The sequence below is a fragment of the Singulisphaera rosea genome (assembly GCF_054877945.1).
Genome location: NZ_JBTYIP020000005.1, coordinates 259,560 through 277,734 on the forward strand (window position 1 = coordinate 259,560; position 18,175 = coordinate 277,734).

The 18,175-nt window shown below is 64.7% G+C and carries 18 protein-coding genes; 6 read left to right on the top strand and 12 right to left on the bottom strand.

From position 1 onward, the window contains the following. The first annotated feature begins 270 nt into the window (after positions 1 to 270). From ACYOEI_RS12065 to ACYOEI_RS12090, 6 genes are all read left to right on the top strand, one after another. Positions 271 to 1,515, top strand: a complete 1,245-nt coding sequence (locus tag ACYOEI_RS12065) for a phospholipid carrier-dependent glycosyltransferase (RefSeq protein WP_462849775.1) — start codon at positions 271 to 273, stop codon at positions 1,513 to 1,515. Positions 1,516 to 1,687: 172 nt separating this feature from the next. Continuing rightward, positions 1,688 to 2,131, top strand: a complete 444-nt coding sequence (locus tag ACYOEI_RS12070) for an RNA-binding regulator (protein WP_462849776.1) — start codon at positions 1,688 to 1,690, stop codon at positions 2,129 to 2,131. Between the two features lie 471 nt (positions 2,132 to 2,602). Then, positions 2,603 to 3,607, top strand: a complete 1,005-nt coding sequence (locus ACYOEI_RS12075) for a vWA domain-containing protein (protein WP_462849777.1) — start codon at positions 2,603 to 2,605, stop codon at positions 3,605 to 3,607. A gap of 272 nt (positions 3,608 to 3,879) precedes the next feature. After that, positions 3,880 to 4,491 carry a fused DSP-PTPase phosphatase/NAD kinase-like protein gene (locus tag ACYOEI_RS12080; RefSeq protein ID WP_462849778.1) on the top strand — a complete coding sequence of 204 codons (612 nt, stop codon included), beginning with the start codon at positions 3,880 to 3,882 and terminating at the stop codon, positions 4,489 to 4,491. After that, on the top strand, positions 4,481 to 6,106 hold the full coding sequence (locus tag ACYOEI_RS12085) for a hypothetical protein (RefSeq protein WP_462849779.1): 1,626 nt from the start codon (positions 4,481 to 4,483) through the stop codon (positions 6,104 to 6,106). Before ACYOEI_RS12080 ends, ACYOEI_RS12085 begins: the two co-directional genes overlap by 11 nt. A 525-nt stretch (positions 6,107 to 6,631) precedes the next feature. Continuing rightward, positions 6,632 to 7,534, top strand: coding sequence for a serine/threonine protein kinase (locus tag ACYOEI_RS12090; RefSeq protein ID WP_462849780.1), 903 nt, complete (start codon positions 6,632 to 6,634; stop codon positions 7,532 to 7,534). A 128-nt stretch (positions 7,535 to 7,662) separates the two neighbouring features. On the opposite strand, the gene prmC is transcribed toward ACYOEI_RS12090, so the two are convergent. The 12 genes from prmC to ACYOEI_RS12150 form a co-directional block, all read right to left on the bottom strand. After that, positions 7,663 to 8,601 carry a peptide chain release factor N(5)-glutamine methyltransferase gene (gene prmC / locus ACYOEI_RS12095; protein WP_462849781.1) on the bottom strand — a complete coding sequence of 313 codons (939 nt, stop codon included), beginning with the start codon at positions 8,599 to 8,601 and terminating at the stop codon, positions 7,663 to 7,665. Positions 8,602 to 8,607: 6 nt separating this feature from the next. Further along, entirely contained in the window at positions 8,608 to 9,675 is a 1,068-nt protein-coding gene (gene prfA / locus ACYOEI_RS12100) for a peptide chain release factor 1 (RefSeq protein ID WP_462849782.1), read from the bottom strand. A gap of 256 nt (positions 9,676 to 9,931) precedes the next feature. Continuing rightward, complete coding sequence (gene rpmE, locus ACYOEI_RS12105) at positions 9,932 to 10,177, bottom strand: 50S ribosomal protein L31 (RefSeq protein WP_462849783.1); 246 nt, start codon at positions 10,175 to 10,177, stop codon at positions 9,932 to 9,934. A gap of 189 nt (positions 10,178 to 10,366) precedes the next feature. Then, the gene (locus ACYOEI_RS12110; RefSeq protein WP_462849784.1) at positions 10,367 to 11,083 is read right to left on the bottom strand and encodes a TlpA disulfide reductase family protein; all 717 of its coding nucleotides are present in this window, start codon (positions 11,081 to 11,083) and stop codon (positions 10,367 to 10,369) included. Positions 11,084 to 11,338: 255 nt separating this feature from the next. Then, positions 11,339 to 11,938 (bottom strand): redoxin family protein, encoded by a 600-nt coding sequence (locus ACYOEI_RS12115; protein WP_462849785.1) that lies wholly within the window; start codon positions 11,936 to 11,938, stop codon positions 11,339 to 11,341. A gap of 303 nt (positions 11,939 to 12,241) precedes the next feature. Then, positions 12,242 to 13,006, bottom strand: a complete 765-nt coding sequence (locus ACYOEI_RS12120; RefSeq protein WP_462849786.1) for a ThuA domain-containing protein — start codon at positions 13,004 to 13,006, stop codon at positions 12,242 to 12,244. Positions 13,007 to 13,235: 229 nt separating this feature from the next. Further along, on the bottom strand, positions 13,236 to 13,631 hold the full coding sequence (locus ACYOEI_RS12125) for a cytidine deaminase (RefSeq protein ID WP_462849787.1): 396 nt from the start codon (positions 13,629 to 13,631) through the stop codon (positions 13,236 to 13,238). A 124-nt stretch (positions 13,632 to 13,755) separates the two neighbouring features. Next, a complete protein-coding gene (locus ACYOEI_RS12130; protein ID WP_462849788.1) occupies positions 13,756 to 14,469 on the bottom strand; it encodes a hypothetical protein in 714 nt (237 codons plus the stop codon). Further along, on the bottom strand, positions 14,466 to 14,936 hold the full coding sequence (locus ACYOEI_RS12135) for a DUF2752 domain-containing protein (protein WP_462849789.1): 471 nt from the start codon (positions 14,934 to 14,936) through the stop codon (positions 14,466 to 14,468). Before ACYOEI_RS12135 ends, ACYOEI_RS12130 begins: the two co-directional genes overlap by 4 nt. Before the next feature lie 95 nt (positions 14,937 to 15,031). After that, positions 15,032 to 15,697 carry a lysophospholipid acyltransferase family protein gene (locus ACYOEI_RS12140; protein WP_462849790.1) on the bottom strand — a complete coding sequence of 222 codons (666 nt, stop codon included), beginning with the start codon at positions 15,695 to 15,697 and terminating at the stop codon, positions 15,032 to 15,034. A gap of 164 nt (positions 15,698 to 15,861) precedes the next feature. Continuing rightward, positions 15,862 to 16,533, bottom strand: a complete 672-nt coding sequence (locus ACYOEI_RS12145; protein WP_462849791.1) for a hypothetical protein — start codon at positions 16,531 to 16,533, stop codon at positions 15,862 to 15,864. A gap of 110 nt (positions 16,534 to 16,643) precedes the next feature. Next, entirely contained in the window at positions 16,644 to 18,140 is a 1,497-nt protein-coding gene (locus ACYOEI_RS12150; RefSeq protein ID WP_462849792.1) for a DUF1501 domain-containing protein, read from the bottom strand. Positions 18,141 to 18,175: the final 35 nt, after the last annotated feature.

The following is an 18,175-nucleotide window of genomic DNA, read 5'->3' on the forward strand; positions in this document are numbered from 1 at the left end:
GTCGGTCGGATGCCTGGTCGGACCTCTCGAGCCTCGTGAAGCCCTCGCCCCACAGAGGCTACCATACTCCCCGGTCGCGCGATAGGATGATGGCCCTCGGACCGGGCCCTCGGAGTTAGGTTTCGAGAGACCTCAGAGACGAGGGGAGTCTCCCCACTCGGCTCCGGTCTGGGTATTCGACGATAGGGCTTGCCGAGATCTCTTCGTGCGGTTCCCCTCGGCAAAGTCATTTTTGATGAAATGCGTGCGCCAGGGGTTAATGATCGGTTGATGATTCGAATCGGCATTCCCGGAATCTGTGATCACTTCGGGCCGCGTTGGCGGCTCGCCCTTGCGGTGCTGGTCGCGCTCGCCCTCGTCGTTCGGGGGGCGATCATCTCCCGAGACTTCGGAACGCTCGACGATCCCGACAATTACCTGGCCCTCGCCCGATCGTTGGCCGAAGGGCGGGGATTCTCGCTGAAGGGGCGGCCGACCGCGTATCGTCCCCCTTTGTATCCGCTGGTCCTGACGCCCTTGGTTGCTCGCCCTGGCGGCTCATTGCCCTGGCGAGTGGCGGCGCTCCATTTATTGCTCGGGGCCGGGACGGTCGTCCTGACGGCCGTCGCCTCGCGACGTTGGGGAGGTTCGCCGAGCCAGTCGCTCCTCGCCGCGGCGATCGTGGCCTTGGATCCGGTCCTGGTTGCGCAAGCGAAATCCGTAATGACGGAGAACCTGGCCGCGTTCCTCACCGCAGGCACACTCGCCGCACTCGGCGGGCTAGGGCCGAGGGATGCGCTGTTCGGGGGCATCGGTTTTGGCTTGTCGGCGCTCTGCCGCCCTAGCCTTCTCCCCGGCGCCATCCTTACCGCCCTCGTCGCTCTCTTCGCGAAACCTGGGGAGATCCGGGTACGAATTCGTCGCGTGGCCCTCATCGCATCGGCGACGATCGTCGTCATGGCACCCTGGGCCTGGCGGAATACGCGGATCTTCGGCGAGCCGATCTGGACGACGACGCACGGCGGATACACTTTCGTCCTCGCCAACAATCCGACTTATTACGCGGATGTCCTCGATGGTCCTCCGGGGGCGGTCTGGTCGGGTCCGAATCAGAAGCGGTGGTTCATGGAGACCAACCGGGCGATGGCCGGCTTGCCGGAGCCCGAGTCGGATCGTCGTCTCCGTGCGTTGGGGCTTCGAATGGTCTTCGAGAAACCCCGCGACTTCATGCGGGCCTCGTTGGCGCGTTTCGAGCGATTCTGGGCGTTCGCGCCGGCGGATCGGGTCTACCCGAGGGCCGTCCGGCTGGCGACTCTGCTCTGGACGATCCCGCTCTGGCTCGCCCTGGCGGCGGGGACGCTACGCCGCGGTGCCTGGAGCTGGCCTGCGGTGTCGGCGCCGTTGGTGATCCTGGCGCTTGCGACGGTCCATCTGATTTATTGGACTGATATGAGAATGCGGGCGCCGATCGTGCCCGCGATCGCCCTGATTGCGGCCTCGTCCTGGCCCATTTCGACGGTAAAATCGGGGGAATAATGAGTGTGAAAGGCGTGAGGAGAACCGATGGAAAAAAAATTCAAAATCCTCACGGATTCTAGCTGTTCAAATCTCGGAGAAACGTTAGGCTAATGACAGCCGCTCTCGGCGGGTTCCCTTTAGTTAGCCGTTTCAGGTGCTAGCCTCGCCAGAACGCTCATTTCGCAGAGGTATGACAGTGGCCAAGAAGCTTTACGTCGGCAATCTGACCTACGACACCACCGAAGACAACCTGGTGGAACTGTTCAGCGAGTATGGCGAGGTTTTGTCTGCCCAGATCATCATCGACCGCGACACCAATCGCTCGAAGGGCTTTGGTTTCGTGGAGATGGCGGACGGCGCTGACGAAGCCGCCAACGCCCTGAACGGCCAGGACTTCCGCGGACGGAACCTGACGGTCAATGAAGCGCGTCCGCGTGAGGATCGCGGCGGCGGCGGCGGCGGTGGCGGTCGTGGTGGCTACGGCGGAGGCGGTGGCGGCGGCCGTGGTGGCTACGGCGGCGGCGGTGGCGGCCGTGGTGGTTACGGCGGCGGCAGTGGTGGTGGTGGCGGCTACGGCGGTGGCGGTGGTGGCGGCTACGGTGGTGGTGGTGGCAGCCGCGGCGGCCGTTATTGAGCCGACCTGACCCGTTGACTGGCGGCGGTCTCGCGGTTTCTTCGACTCGTACCGCCGTCTTGATCATGGGTCAAGCCATCGATCCTCCTCTCTCTCCCTCGTTGCTCTGTTCGTCTCCCTCGTGGGAAATGGGCCGGCCTTTTGGTCGGCCTTTCGTGTTTACCAACCCACGCGGCCTGCCTGAAGGATCGCGAGCCGTCGTCGCAGCCCGTTTGCTCCCCCTCGTCCGACCCCTCGATCGGCCCTGCGAAACTTGCTTGCGGCCTCAGGTTTTTTGACGTCCCCGCCCTCATCGGTCCTCCCCGAATCAGGGAAAAGGCCGTTCCTCGTGGAGCGATGGATTCGCTCGCGATCGGGAATATCCGCGAGACCAACGACTCGGAGATGGTCTCGTCGGGAAGGACCGCCCCATCGTAAGATCACGGCGCGGGGACATTGGAGATAGGGACTCACTCGTCGGGAGATTCCTCGATGCAGCGCTTGAGAGCGGTACTCGGACGATCTCCTTTGACCGATCCGCGTTCCCTGACAGGGTCTCTCCTCTTCCATGCGGCCCTGCTTGTGCTCGCGTCGCTGGCGGCCCTCCATGCGGCGGCTCCGTCCGCGGCCACGACCCCGCATGCCCTTTCCGGCGAGTTGGGCGGCCCTGTCGATAATCGACTCCCGCACAAGGCCGGTGGTAACCCGGGGGACCTGGGTGGAGAAGGGATCGTCGAGACAATTCCTTCCGCCGAGGGCGAAACGGAGCGTGGCAAGCCCATCGATCCGACCGCTGCGGCCCTGCTCTCCGAAATCCTCCCCACGCCGAAGGTGACCGACCCGGCCTCGCGTGCCCTCCCCGGCCCTCAGACGACCGGATTGGGGATCGTGCCCGGCCCTGGCCTCGCCGGCGGCGGAGGGTCCGGGATCGGTTCTGGCGGTGGGATCGGGAGGGGCGTCGGCCCCGGGACCGAGTTCTTCGGGGCCCGCGAACATGCTCGCTCGTTTGCTTACGTCATTGATTGTTCGGGGAGCATGGCCACCCGGAATTCGCTCGGCATCGCCAAGCGGGAGCTCTTGAATAGCCTCAGCCAGCTCCCGCCCGACGCCGAGTTCGCCGTCGTCTTCTACAACCTCAACGCCAAGGTCTTCACCGACCCGCAAGGGCACCCTGGCCTGATGGCCGCGACCCAAACGAACAAGCTTCGGGCCCGGGTGCAACTCGACGAAGTCGACTCGATCGGCGGGACCGATCACATGCTCGCCCTCCGCGCCGCGCTTGCGGTTAACCCCGAGGTCATCTTCTTCCTCACCGATGCCGACCTGATGACCAACACCGACGTCGACGACATCCTCCACGAGTCCAAGAACTCCCGTGTCCAGGCCGTCGAATTCGGGCGCGGGGCCGACCTCGGCGGCACGAATCCGCTCCGGCGCCTTGCGAGCTCGACGGGCGGGACTTATCGATATCTGGATGTCACGAAATTCCCGAGATAGCGATTCGGGTTGACCGCGCCGGGGATCTCTCCTACGATCCCCGATCATCAAGGCCGATCCTTTCGCCTTCGACGGGCGGATCGGAGTGAGGTCTGGGTGCCCCGGAGGACGAGTCCGCGGGAACCTGACCATCGAGTCGACTCGGATGGTTCGCCTGGGGTGTACCACGATGGTTGGGGTCGGGAGGACTCGGCCCCAAGACGTCCCCGTCGTGACATCTTGTGAGAGCGACGAGTCGCCCCCCACTTCCCTCTTGCGCGGGATGGAACCCAATGCGCTTTGCGATCGTTTTCACGGTCCTCTCGGGCGTGGCCGTGGCCGTCTGGCTGACCATCGAGACACGGAGGAACCGGCTCGTTTGGGACCACTTCGACGTGGTCAAGCCGGGGATCCTTTATCGGAGCGGCCAACTCAACGGCGATCAACTCGGCGCCGCGGTCTCGCGATATGGGATCCGGACCGTCATCAGCTTCCAGATCCCCGGCGAAGGGGTTGACGAGGAGCGGACGCTCTCGCGAAAGCTCGGCGTCGACTTCATGAACCTGCCGATGCCCGGCGACGGGTTCGGGCAAGAAGCCCAGTTCCGCGAGGTGCTGAAGGCGTGCGATGACATCGATCGACGCCCCGTGCTCATCCATTGCGCCCGGGGCACTTGCCGGACCGGCGCGGCCGTGGCCCTCTATCGGTTTGAGCGGGACGGCTGGACCATCGAAGATGTCTCGGCCGAGATGCGCCGGCAGACCTATCGGGAAGGCTGGCTCCCGGGATACATCTTCGGGATGGTGAAGAGCCACCCCGCGCAGGAGTTGTTCGAGCCTTCGATCGCGCTCGACCGCAACCTCCCCGGCCGCGAAGACGCGCAGGAGGCGACGCATGTTCGTTGATCCAGCCTCGCCGGAAATGGCGATCACTAGCCCCGTCGAGGAGATCGCCCCGAAGCGACGGCGGGACATGAAACTCGCCGTCCTGGGGATTGCGCTGCTCCTCGCCGCGGGGTTCGTCGTGCTTGGCGGGGGTAGCCTCGACCTCGGGGTGGACGAGGCTCGACTCGGGCTGGCGGCGGGCGAGCGACTCGGTCCCTATGGGCAAGTGTTCGGGGGTTGGGAACCATCGCTCTGGCCGGGAACGGTCTTCCCTAGCCTCGTCTGGGCCTGGGGAGAGGGCGGGTTCCCGACCGCAGCCTCGGTCCGGTGGCCGGCGGTCATCGCCGGGATCGTCACGGGTTTGATCCTGGCCCGCAGGGTCCTGAATACGTTCGGGCCTCGCGCCGGGATCCTGGTGTCGCTCTGCTGGTTCGGCAGCCTTGCCATGATGGACCGGTCCGCGGGCTCCCAACTCGACCTGATCGCGGGACTGGGGACGGTCGCCGCGTTCGATCGCCTGCTGGGTCGCGGCTCTGGATGGGTTGCGGGCTTCTGGTCGGCGCTCGCGTTCCTCGCCGCGGGGTGGCCGCCGTTAGCTCTCATCGTACTCACGATGATTGTGATCGGGCGTCGCGAAGCCTCGATCGGGATCCGGTTCTTGATCCCGCCGCTCGCAGCCGCGATCGGATGGTCGTGCTGGGCCTTGAGCGTCGCCCCCACCGAGGCCTGGGCGGCCGCCTTGTCTATCCCCTTCACCCAGAAGCCCGCTTGGATGATGGCCTTCGGAGTCCTGGCTCTCGGGTTGCCCTGGAGCCCTTTCGCGGTCCTGGCCGCGGTCGGTTCCGTTCGTGAAGGCTGGCCCGTCGAGGGACGGCGAATGGTCCGCGGATGGTCCCAGGTCATCGGTGCGAGCGTGCTGGTCGGGACGATCATCCCGGGCCTGGCGTCCGCTGCCCGAATCCCCGCGCTCGCCGGCCTGGCCGTGGCCTCGGCCGCCGCCTGTGACCTGGCCTGGGCGCGGTCGTTCGAGAAGTCGGCGAGGAACCGATTCCTCTGGATCGCTTCGCTCGTGACCGTGCTCTGGACGCTCATTGCGGTCGGAGGGGGGATCAGCCTCGCGAGCGCCGTGTCATACTACCGTCCTCTGGCGATCCTCTTGATCCTGATGGCGATGCCGGCGGCGACCTTGGCCGTCATGTCGATCGTGAAGAGGGACGCCCGTCGCGCCCTGCTGGCCGTGGCCTTGATATCGATCTCCCTGAAGGCGGGCCACTGGGGCTACTACGTCCCCGAATGGAACTATCGCTACAGTCAGGGACCTTGGGGACGTGCGATCGGACAGTGGGTTCCCCCGCGTTGGCCGATCTACACGACCCATACCTGGAACCATGACCTGGCCTTTGCAACCGGCCGGCAGGTGCGGCAACTCGCCCATCCAAAGTTGATTGCCTATCAACCGGGCGACTCGCCTCGATTCGTACTCCTGCTCGACGCCGAATTCGACAACTGGCCCGAAGACGCCCCACCTATCGTCAAGGTGGCGTCCTTCCAGGACGAGCGAGGTGACGGCCGGGTGCTCGTTAGGACGGCCGGGAAGCTCAACTGGCGTCTGGCCCGCCACACTCGGGACGACTGAGCCCGTCCCTACGACAGACATCGAGCCGGGTCTCTCGTTCCTCGTTGATGATCCTCGGACGATGCTGGACCCCGGGATACGGCGACCTGCCGCCTCCCGGGGTCTGTTTTTTTGGCCCGTGCTTGGTCGGATCTCGTCGCTCGACGTGTCGCGTTCAAGAAATGCAACCATGAAATGAATTCGCGCGATCCCAAAATGCCCAAACATCGTTTAAACTTAATTGAGACGGGTCGACGGTCCATCGTCCCTCGGACCACTCACCCTCGAATTCAGCCGGCTCGTTCCGCGCCGGAACAAAAATCGCATGGAGTGTCACCGGGCACGGAGAGCGCCGTAAAAATCTGAGCGTCTCTCGGCGCGACGATACGTGAGATGAACGCTGTTCGGAGAGAATGGCGTATTCCCTGCCCTAGTGTTGAGGTCGATGGTCCCGAAACCCTCGGACCAGTGACCTGAAGTGAAGTGACTACTCGTTCGACAACGTCCGCGGTGCGATCCAAAGGCCAGCGGTGGGGGCGTGAAACGATGCTCGGAAAACTAAGAGCGATCCTGTCGCCCAAGAAGAGCCCGGTCGAAGTTCGGCCGAAGCGTCGTCGGGTGAACCTCGACCGCCGTTATACCCTGCTCGCGTTGACGGGCCAGGGGAGCATGTCACGAGTCCACCGGGCGGTCGACAACCAAAGCGGTCGTTCGGTCTGCCTGAAAGTCCAGCTCCCCCAGAAGAATGCGGCGGCCGCTGCCCGTTCCGGGCGCGAATATCGCCCGTCCGAAGGGGAGATCGGGATGAAGGTCGTCCACCCGCACGTCGTGCGGACGTACGAGTTCGGTGACTCCTCGAAAGGCGAACACTTCGTCGTGATGGAGTTCGTCGAAGGGGTCAGCCTGAATTTTCTCCGTGAGTCGAAGGCGGCCACCTTCTCCGAGAAGCTCGAACTCCTGGCACAGGCTGCCGAGGCGCTCGCGTCTGTCCATAAGTACGGGTTCATCCACCACGACGTCGGACCCCAAAACTTTCTGGTCGATCGCGATCACCAAGTTAAGCTGATCGACTTCGGGCTCGCCGTCCCCAATACGCCCGCATTCCAACGCCCCGGGAATCGTACCGGGACCTTGCAATACATGGCGCCCGAGCTGATCCGTCGCGAATCGACCGACGAACGCCTCGACATCTTCTCTTACGGCGTGATGGCCTTCGAGTTCCTGACCGATCGACTTCCCTACGACTCGTTCGCGTCGAACTCGATGGCGATGATGCTCCAGCGGATCAATCAGGAACCGCTCGACCCCGCGCAGGCGAATCCCGACCTGCCCCCCGAGCTCAACGAGCTGCTCCGCAAGCTGATCGCCCGCCGCAAGGTCGATCGCCTGCCTTCAATGGACACCGTGGCCGTCACGCTCCGCGAGATCGTCGAGGGCGTGAAGCTCTAAGCTCGACCTCCAGGTGCTGAAGAGGGACGGATCACCACATAGGCACAAATAACACAAAAATTAACAAGAAAACTATTCCGATTTCCTTGTATTTCCCTTTGTGTCTTTGTGGCGAATCCTCACCGTTTTCAATTTCGCGTAGCGCGGATCACGCGAGGGTGATTCGCGTGGTCGCGGATCGTCGGCGCCAGCGTGAATTCGGGTCGGGCGGCGATGAGGTCTCGGACGGGCCGTTCCTGGTCGGATCCGATTTCCAGGATGAGTGAGCCCCCGGATTTCAGGAGCCGAGCCGATTCCTCGATCAACGGGGCCACGACGCGAAGGCCGTCGGAGCCCCCGTCGAGGGCGAGGTGGGGCTCATAGTCCCTGACGCCTGGCTCGAGCGTCGGGATGACGTCGGACGCGATGTAAGGGGGGTTCGAGACGATCACGTCGAACGGGCCTTCACCCGCGACGGGGGCGAGGCGGTCGCCCTGGCGAAACTCGACGCGATCGGAGAGACCCAGCGTCTTGGCGTTCGACTCGGCAACCTCCAGGGCGTCAAGGCTCAAGTCGATCGCCACGAAGCGAGCCGACTTGTGTTGATGAGTGCAGGCGAGCGCGAGGCAACCCGAACCGGTCCCGACGTCGACTGCCCTCGGAGACTCGAGGGTTTTGGTGACCGCGAGGAACTCGACGACGACGAACTCGGAGTCGGGTCTCGGGATCAGGACCGCGGGCGAGACGGCGAGGGTGAGCGAATAGAACTCCTTGCGGCCGACGAGGTAGGCGACCGGCATCCCTTCCGATCGGCGACGGACGAGCTCGCGGTAGCCCGCCCGTGCGGTTTCTCCGATCTCTTCTTCGAAGTGGGTGTAGAGCTTGACCCGCTCCCATTTCAGGATGTGTGCGAGCAAGACTTCGGCGTCGAGGCGAGGGCTCTCGGCCCCCCGGCGCTTGAGGAAGTCGGTCGTCCAGATAAGGAGCCTCCCGACGGTCCAACGCTCTTCCTGGGTAGAAGGAGCGGGCGTCCGTGGGGTGTCGCCGCCTCGGGGATAGGGCCGAGGCGTTTCCGAGTCTCTGGGCATCGTCGTTTACACCTCGCCGAGCTGCTCGCGCCGGTCGTGGTCGATCAAGGCCGTGGTCAGCGGGGCGAGGTCCCCCAGGATGACACGGTCGAGGTTGTGCATGGTCAAGTTGATGCGGTGGTCGGTGACTCGGTTCTGGGGGAAGTTATACGTGCGGATCCGCTGCGAGCGATCCCCGGAACCGATCAGCGTCCGCCTGGCCTCGGCTCGCTCCGAGCGGGCTTTTTCCTCGGTCTGCTCGAAGAGTCGGCTGCGGAGGATCCGCATGGCCTTGGCCTTGTTCTTGTGCTGGCTTCGCTCGTCTCGGCAGTTGACGACGACTCCGCTGGGAAGGTGCGTGATCCGGACCCCGCTCTCGGTCTTGTTCTGGTGCTGACCGCCGGGGCCGCCCGCTCGCATGACATCGATATGGAGGTCCTCGGTCCGGATCACGATGTCGACCTCTTCGGGCTCAGGGAGCACCGCAACCGTGGCGGCCGAGGTGTGGATCCGCCCCTGGGTTTCGGTGACCGGCACACGCTGGACCCGGTGGCCTCCGCTCTCGAACTGGAGGTGCCGGAACGCCCCGTCTCCGGTGACCCCGAACGACGCCTCGCGGAATCCTCCGAGCTCGGTCGGCACCAGTTCGAGCGTCTCGAACGTCCAGCGCATCTGGTCCGCGAACCTTTGATACATCTCGAAGAGGTCCCGGGCGAATAGCGCCGCCTCGTCTCCGCCGGTCCCGGCCCGGATTTCGATGATCAGCCCCGCGCGGTCCGCGCCGGCACTCTGGTCGTAGAGGAGGTCGCGAAGGGCTTCGCCCACCTCATTCTGACGGGCGACGAGCGCACCGAGCTCGGCCTCGGCATAGGTGCGCATCTCGAAGTCGGTCTCCGCCGCGCGGAGGGACTCCGCTTCGGCGATCTGCTGCCCGAGCTCGAGGTATCGACCGTACGGGGTGGCCAGCTTCGCCAGGGCACTCCGTTCCTTGGCCATCGCCGTCAGCCGGGAGACATCCGCGGTCACCGACGGGTCGAGCAGCGCCCGCTCCAACTCAAGGAACCGCTGATAATCCGACTGCAGCTTCTCGAACACGAAACGCCTCGACCCGTTTACGGTGGCGGAAGAGAAGAGTATTCACCACGAAGGCGCGAAGACACAAAGGGAAGTCAAGATTTCAAATCAAGAAAGCCTAAATTTAATTCATAAGAAATCTGAAAATTGGGTCTTCCTTCGTGCCTTTGTGGTGAACGCTTTCCTGGTTCATCCCACAGGAAATGATCAACGGCCCGGCGGGGCAGCATGGGTCATGCCGCCCGGCGGGCCGCCGCACCGGGATCGAGCCTGGGGACTAGGCCTTGGCGGGCGCCTCCGCGGCACCCTTCTTGGCCTTGCCGTAGGTCCCCTGGAACTTCTTGTTGAACTTGTCGACGCGGCCGGCGGCGTCGACGAACTTGACGGAGCCCGTGTAGTACGGGTGGCACTTCGAGCACACTTCGACGACGATCTTCGGCCTGGTGCTACGGGTCTTGAACGAGTTGCCGCAACCGCAGGTCACGTCGGCTTCTTGATACTTGGGGTGGATGCCGTCTTTCATCTCAAGATCCAATCCGTTTCAGCTCGGTCCCGCCCATAGGTCGGGAGAGGGTCAGGGGAATTCGGCCGGACGAGTGATCCCGGCCCGATCATTCCATTCTAACGGATCCGGCAATCCACGGCGACAACGACCGCTCGAAAAATCGGCGAGACCTCGGCACGGACGTGTCGCCTCGGTCGGGGACTCAACTCAGGACTCGGGCAGCGGCTTGCCGTCGAGGACGGCGATCACGGCCTTCTCCACGTCCTCGTAGGTGAACTGATGGTTCGGATCGTCGAGCGTGAATTTCCTCAGCAGCTTCCCTTCCGGCCCGTAGAGGAAGACGGCCGGGATGGTGTTGATCTCGAACTTGTCGAACCCCACGCCCTCGCCTTCGTCGAGCAAGTAGTTGGCGAAGACCGCCTTCTTGTCTTTCAGGAACTGTTTGGCTTCGTTGACTTGCTTGGTGTTGGTCGGGTCGTCGAACGAGAGAGAGACGGTGGCCAGGCCTTTCGAGGCGTACTTCGTATTCATGTCGACCAGATGCGGGAAATTCGCCTTGCAGGGGGGGCACCAGGTCGCCCAGGCGTCGACGAGCGTGAACTTGGCCTTGTTCTTGGAAATCCGCGCGAGATATTCGTCGAACGTCACGGTCTCGAGCTTGACCTCGCCTTCGGTCGCCGCCTTGACCTCGGCCTCGACGACCTCCCGCGACTTCGGGGCAACCTCACCAATGGGGATTGGCGCCACCTGGGCGTCGACCTCATTCGGGAGCCCGGAGTCCGTGGTCTCCGGGAGCGTGTACGAGATCCGAGTCACGGCGGAGGTACCGGCATTCGTCTCGGTCTCGTGCGCCGAATCCTGGCAGCCGGGGCCGACGAGGGTGAAGAGCACGAGGGCGGGCCAGGCGGAGCGGTTGAGCGTCATCTCGATGGCTTCCCGAAAGGGGTCGGGAGTCAGGCGGGGACGTCGGTTCGCGGCGTCCTTGTCGGCGGTCGACGGCCTGAGGGATCCTCGACCGGTGGCGTGTGGAGGGCGAGGGGACGAAATCAGTCGGTCGGTGTCGTTCGATCGTTCGGGGCTAAAACGAAAGCTGCCACCGATGGATGGATCGGCGGCCGGCTCAAGCGGGACGGCCGCTCCGGGAGCGGCCGTCCTTCGGGGACTTCGGATCAACCGAGGTCACTTCTTGTAGTGGATGCCGCAGCCGACGGCCTTGGTCTCGGACTCGGAGATCTTCTCGCCCTTGAGGAGGGCGGTGACGGCGTCGCTCAGGTAGTGCTTCGAGGCCTTGTCAGCCTTGAAGGTGGCGTCGTCGAACGAGCCGGTGTAGCGGATGACCCGGTCCTTGTCGAGGACGAAGAATTGCGGGGTGTTGGTGGCACCGTAGGCCTTGCCGATCGCCTGGCTCTCGTCATAGCCATAGACGTAGTTGGTCTTCTTGTCCTTGGTGTAGCTCTTGATGCCGGAGAGGTCGTCATTGGGGACGACGCTGATGCCGACGACCTTGACGCCCTTGTCCTTGAACTCGCTGGTGAAGTCGATGATGCGGTCTTCGACGGCGAGGACGGCGGGGCATTCCTTGTTCACGAAGACGACGACGACGACGGGCTCTTTGATGTCGGACAGGGTGAGGCTGGCATCCTGACCATTGTCGGTCGCGGGGATCCCGGAGAACGTCGGGGCCTTGTCGCCCACGCTGACGACCTTGTTAAACTTGCCGGCGAAGGCGGGGCTGGCGACCAGGGCCAGGCCGGCCACAGTCAGGATCAACTTGCGCATCGGTTCTCGCTCCTCAAGTGGGGTGTGGGTTGTGCGGGGGTCGGACCGATGCAAGGTCCTCCCCTATATCCGAGTTCTTCGACTCGAAAGGGACCCGAGCCATCCCAAGGGTCCGTTGCCGCCGCCAGGATACGACGCCCGGATCCGATGGAGACCCATAGGCGGTCGCAGGTAAAAGAGCGTCGAATTTGGGGATCCCGGCCTCGTATTCCAGGGATTCCCCGCCGATTCTCGCCCGATTATAGGCGACCCCGACCTCGAGTCAACGACCTCGCGCGCGTGTCGGACCGGCGTCCGATCGCCTCAGGTTCGGCGAGCCGCCCAGAGGACGGAGTTCGCGACGATTTGGCGGATCGAGGGGTGGAAGAGGACGGGGAAAGCGTCGTGGCCGGGGCGAATGTAGACGACGCGCCCTTGCCCGATCGTCCAAGTCAGACCGCTCCGCATCGTCTCCCCCTGATCCCAGGTCGAGACGAGCACCACCGTCTCCGGAGTCGGGACCGAGAATGGCTCCGCGAACATGTCGGTCTTCGGGATCGTAAACGGCATGACGCCACTGGCGATTGGATGCGTGGGCGATTCAATCTTGATGTGTTCGGGCTGGCCATCCTCGCGCCAACGGCCCGGCTCGCAGGAGGTGCCCATGAGGCCCTTGAACGGCTTGCTCGAGCACGAAGCGTGAAGCGCGAGGAACCCGAGGCGACCCGCCTTCACCCGGTCGACGATCGCCGAGGCACGGTCGCTCGGTACGTCGTCGTGCCGGAGCCGGCCCCACCAGACGAGGACGTCGGTCGCGTCGAGCGCCGCGTCGGAAAGCCCGGCTTCGGGATCGGTCAGGCGAGAACGTGCGACGCTCAACTCCGGACGCCGGATCAATTGCTCGGCGATCGCGCCATCGATGTCGTCGGGATAGACGGACTTCTTCGCGGTCCCTTCGGACCACACCCGGACTCGGACGGGGGCCGGCCCCGATGGAGCCGCCCACGCGGGTGTCGCTTTGGAGAGTCCGAAGACTGATGCCCCGGTCAAGGCAACCTGCCGGACGAACGACCGTCGATCGAAGCGCATCTCGACAACACTCCTCCGACTCACCGACCGGGAAGCAAACCGCGGCGGGGTCTGACGATCGCACTGCAAGAGGTAGGCTCGACCCGTTGCGGATCGAGTAAGGGGATATCGGCGGGACAATGGATGTTAACCCGTCCGTTCCCCGGCCGCAAGGGCTTGGGATCTCTGTTTCTTAGGTCCAATTGGAGGGGCGGTGTCGCGGGACGGGAGGTGAGGAAGAACGTGGCGATTATCGGAGCCGGAATGCGATCGGCAGCAGGTCGGCGAGGGTATAGGTCCCCACCCGGTCGACGTAGATCGTCGCCTCGGGGGCGGCGAATTCGGAGAGGACCTGGCGGCAGGCCCCGCAGGGCATCAACCAGCTGGCATCGGCCCCTTCGGGAGCATCGACGCAGGCGACGGCCACGGCATCGATCCGCGAGGCTCCGGCCAGCACGGCGGCGAAGGCGGCCGTACGTTCGGCGCAAATCGTGAGCCCGTAGGAAGCGTTCTCGATATTCGCACCCATGAACATACGGCCGTCCGCCCAGACCGCCGCCCCGACGTGGAACTTCGAGTAGGGGCAGTAGGCCGAACGGCTCGCTTCGCGAGCGGCTTCGAGCAGGGCTTCGGCGGGAATCGACACGGCGAGTTCCTCCCGAGACGGCGACCGGCCAAGCGACCCCTCGGAGAGGTCGCTGGCCGGTCGCGGGTGTTCCAAGTTCGACCTCGACTGCGCCGAGGGCGATAGTCGAGGTGATCGGCTCAGGTCACTTGAACTTCACGTCCTGGATGTCGTCTTCCGGAGAGTGCTCGACGAAATGCCAGGTGAGCTCGGTCGCGACGACCTGTCGGAACTTGTTCTTGAACGCCGAACGGCTGACCCCGGCCCCTTCCTGCACAGGCCCTCGCACCGGGAAGGCGCTGTCGCAGTACTGGTCGTAGATGTTGTTGGCTTCCTTGGGCTGGTCGGTGATCGGTTTGTCCTTGGAGTTCTTGGGATACTCCATCTCGAAGGCCTGGATGTGGGTCCGGGCGGTCCCTTCGAGGAGGCCAGGGCTGGAGGGGCTGGCGACCTGGAAGGCCTCGACCTCGAGGAAGATCACGACGTCGGCTTCGAAAGCCTTGCCGACTTCCGCGGGATCGGTCCAGTTCGGGTGTCCATCCATCCATGTCCAGATCTTGTCGACGTCGACGACCTCGATTTTCTTGACCCGCTTGCGGAGGATCGACGCGAACTCGCGGGTGAGGTCGTGGTCGAGTGATGGGAAGTCGCCCATGGCGCCCGAGACGGCGTGGGTGACGATGGCGACTTTCTTGTGCTTCAGCGACGGGCCGGGCGCGGGGACCGTCGGCTCGAGCGGCTGGAGGAAGTACAGGATCGTTCGTGGGTCGCACCCGGCCAGGGAGATGAGCCCTGCGGCGGCGATGACGAGTGAAGCGGCGGCGCGTCGCGTCCTTGCGTGCGGCCGAGGGGTCTTCATAACGCCCTCCCTAAAATCAGGCGAATGGTCCAGGACAACAAGCTCAAGGCCACGGTGGCCACCACCAGGCCGATGATCGGCTGTTCAAGCGATCGGAACCCGATCGGTCGGCCCAGCGCCGCCCCGGCCAGGAGCCAGGGGATCAAGACGACACAGGTCGGGGCCATCAGGCTCCCCACCGGGTTGGCCTGCCAGGAACGATCGAAGCGTCCTCGTGTGAACCACGCGAACGACGTCGTCATCCCGCAGGCCGGGCACCGATAGCCGGTCACCCATTGGAACGTACAACGCGATAGGCCGAGTTGCGTGTGAGTCCCGAACCCGCGAGGGTTCGGCTCCAGACAACGTGCGACCCCGAGGACGGTGACCAACCCCAGTGCCCCAAGTACCAGGGCGCAACGGGTGGACCACCCCAACCGAGCTCGCTTCTCAGGGTGCATCGTGTGCCAATCGAATGTTGACGACATGAACCGTCGTGCGGCGCGAGGCTTGACGCCCGGGGCACCTGACAGGTGCGGTCAACTTACAAGAGGGCTCGAAACGTGGCAAGCCCAAGTCCCGTTCAAAGCTGTTCAACCCACGCTTCGGCCTCGAGCGTCGCGGCCTGCATCCTCCGCTCGACCTCGAGCCGGCACGCCTCGATGGTCTCACGGTCGGCGTCGGGTGGGACGTGGACGGCCTCGGGGACCACGCAGGCGGCCGCGCGGCAGGGCCGAGGGACGGCGAATCGGTCCCAGCTCTTCGCCCTCCAGGGGTCGCGGAAGGCCATCCCCGCCCCGACGATCGGCCGTTCGGTCCGACTCGCGAGGTAGGCGAGACCCTGATGGACGTGGCGTCTGGGCCCTTTGGGGCCGTCGGGGGTCACGCAGAGGTGCCCCCGATCGACCCGCATCGTCATCTCGCGGAGGGCCCGGGCCCCACCACGCGTCGTCGAACCGCGCACGACACCGAACCCGAGCCGCCGGACGACCTGGGTGATCAACTCGCCGTCGCGGTGGTCGCTGATCAGGATCTGCATCTCGGGCCACGCCCAGTAGTAGGCCGGGAAGAGCATGACCTCGTGGAAGAAGGCGTAGATGTACCGGCGACCGTCCCGACGAGCGACCTCGGGGTTGACCGTCGGGTCGGCGTAGCGGAAATGGAACTCGGTGGTTCCCACGAGCCGACGGATCGCCCACGCCCCCGCGACGCCCACCGCGCGGACCAACATCGGGTGCTGGATCTTCATCGGCCCTCCCTGGCCTCGCTCGACCGGATCAACCGTCGCTTCGGGAAGGCGGAAAGCCGCCGGATTGGCTGTGGCTCCGCCTCCCCCCTCGAATCGCCCAATCAACCGTGTCGACACCTTAGTCTTCCGGGCGAATCACGGCTAGTCGGAAACCGTTCTTCGGATCACGGCCCCGACTTCGACTCGACATGTTGAGGACGGACCACGCCGGACCTCTTCAAGAAGTCGTCGAGCACTTCGGGGTCGGCTTCCATCGCGACGACCACGTCCCTGTCCGCGGACCCTTCCACGATCGGCTGATCCAGAACCCGGGCGGGGTGGAACGTCAACCCGACTCCCACACCTCTCTGGGCATGCCTCAGGCCGAGGAATGCGAGTAGATGCCGAATCGCCCGGTATCCGAACCAGTAACCCACCAGGTTCGGGCCCGGGAGCGGGGCGAGGACGACCGTCAGCGGGGCGATGAACGCATTGACGCACAACCAGGGGAGATGTCGACGCTTCCGACTCGCGAGATAGTTTTTCCAAAGCTCGCGAACTTCGTCTCTCGAGAGTCCTGCCGGATGGTGAATCTCGACCGTCGGGGCCGATCGGAGCCGGACCAGGAGCGACTCATCGGCGTACGTCCGTTCTTGGAGCCACGACCAGACATGGCGGAGTCGGGCGGTCACACCACTTTCCGAATGGTGCCAGGCCGACCTCAGGTGCCTGGCCTTGCGCTCGACCCAACCGCGCAGTCCTCGATGGTGCGTCGGTTCCTCGTCCGGCGACTCCTCGGGTGTCTCCGCGTAGAAGAGGCGACGACCGTCGTCCGTGAGGAGCAAATAGACTTTCACGCGAGTACCCGGATCTGTGTAAGGCGCAAGCAATCCCCCACCTCGAGGGGTCGCCCCATCTCTCTACGGTCGAAAAGAAGTGATGGTTTGACCCGGTTTCAGTACGGGCCTCAGGCGATGATCTCGCGGATCGGCTTGCCGAGGTCCATTTCGAGTCGTTTCTGGCCGGGGACTTCGAGTCGTCGAGGGTCGAGCCCGAGTTGGTGCAGGATGGTGGCGTGGATGTCGGTGACGTAGTGACGATTCTCGGTCGCGTGAAACCCGAGCTCGTCGGTGGCGCCGTGGGCGACGCCCCCTTTGAGGCCGCCGCCGGCCATCCACGAAGAGAAGCCGAACGGGTGGTGGTCGCGTCCCTTGGCCCCCTGTGCCCCCGGAGTCCGCCCGAACTCGGTGGCCCAGACGACCAGGGTGTCGTCGAGCAGGCCCCGGCGCTTGAGGTCTTTGAGGAGGCCGGCGATCGGCTTGTCGACCTGGGTACACAGGCTGCTGTGGTTGTTCCGGAGGTTGTCGTGGGCGTCCCAGGCCCCTGCCCCTCCGTTGCTGCCGTGGAAGATCTGGACGAACCGCACGCCACGCTCGACGAGCCGACGCGCGGCCAGGCACTGCTCGCCGAAGGTCTTGCTCTCGGGTCGGTCGATGCCGTAGAGGGTGCGCGTCTCCTCGGGCTCCTCGGCGAAGCGCATCACTTCGGGGACGGCCGTCTGCATCCGGAAGGCGAGCTCGTAGGACTTGATCCGAGCCCGCATGGCCGGGTCGTCGGGATAGCGGACCGCCGAGAGGCGGTTGAGGCGTCCCAGGAGCTCGAACTCGTCTTGCTGCTCCTCGCGGTAGACGTCGGGGCCGGGCGAGGCGAATGGGAGCGGGTCGTTGGGGTCGACGGCCAGTTGGACCCCGTCGTGCTCTGGCCCGAGGTATTGCGCCCCGTGGCCGCCGACGCCGCCGCAGCAGTCGGCGATGGGGGTGCCGAGGACGACGAACTGGGGCAAGTCGTCGTTCAAGGAGCCGAGGCCGTAATGGACCCAGGACCCGATGGTGGGGAATAGCCCCTCGAGCGGGTGCCGGCCCGTGTGGAACTGGAGTTGGGCTCCGTGATTGTTATCCGTCGTCCACATCGAGCGGATGAAGGCGATGTCATCGACGCAATCGCCCAGGTGGGGCCACCAGTCGCTGATCGCGATCCCGCTCTTGCCGCGCTTCCGGAACCCGACCTGGAGGGGATAGATCTCCTTGCGGATGTGGCCGTTGGCGTCGTTGGGGACGACGATCCGGACATTCCCCGCGAGCTTGCTCGTGAGGACGTCGGCGTGCGGGGTCTCGGAGATGGTCTTGCCCGCGTATTTCGTGAGCGCCGGCTTGGGGTCGAAGCTCTCCATGTGGCTCGTACCGCCGATCATGAAGAGCCAGATGACGCTCTTGGCCTTGGGCGCGAAGTGCGGTTTGCCGTTGGGGAGAGCCCAGCTTCCGGCGTCGTCGGCCCTTGCGATGCCGTCCTTGTAGAGCATCGAGCCCAGGACGAGACCGGTGAACCCCATACCGACATCGGAGAGGAAGCCTCGCCGCGAGACCCCGTCGCATCCCAAACTGTTCGCCCGTCGACGCGGATTCATGGGCCAACCCCTTCCGAACAAAGGCGCATGCCGCC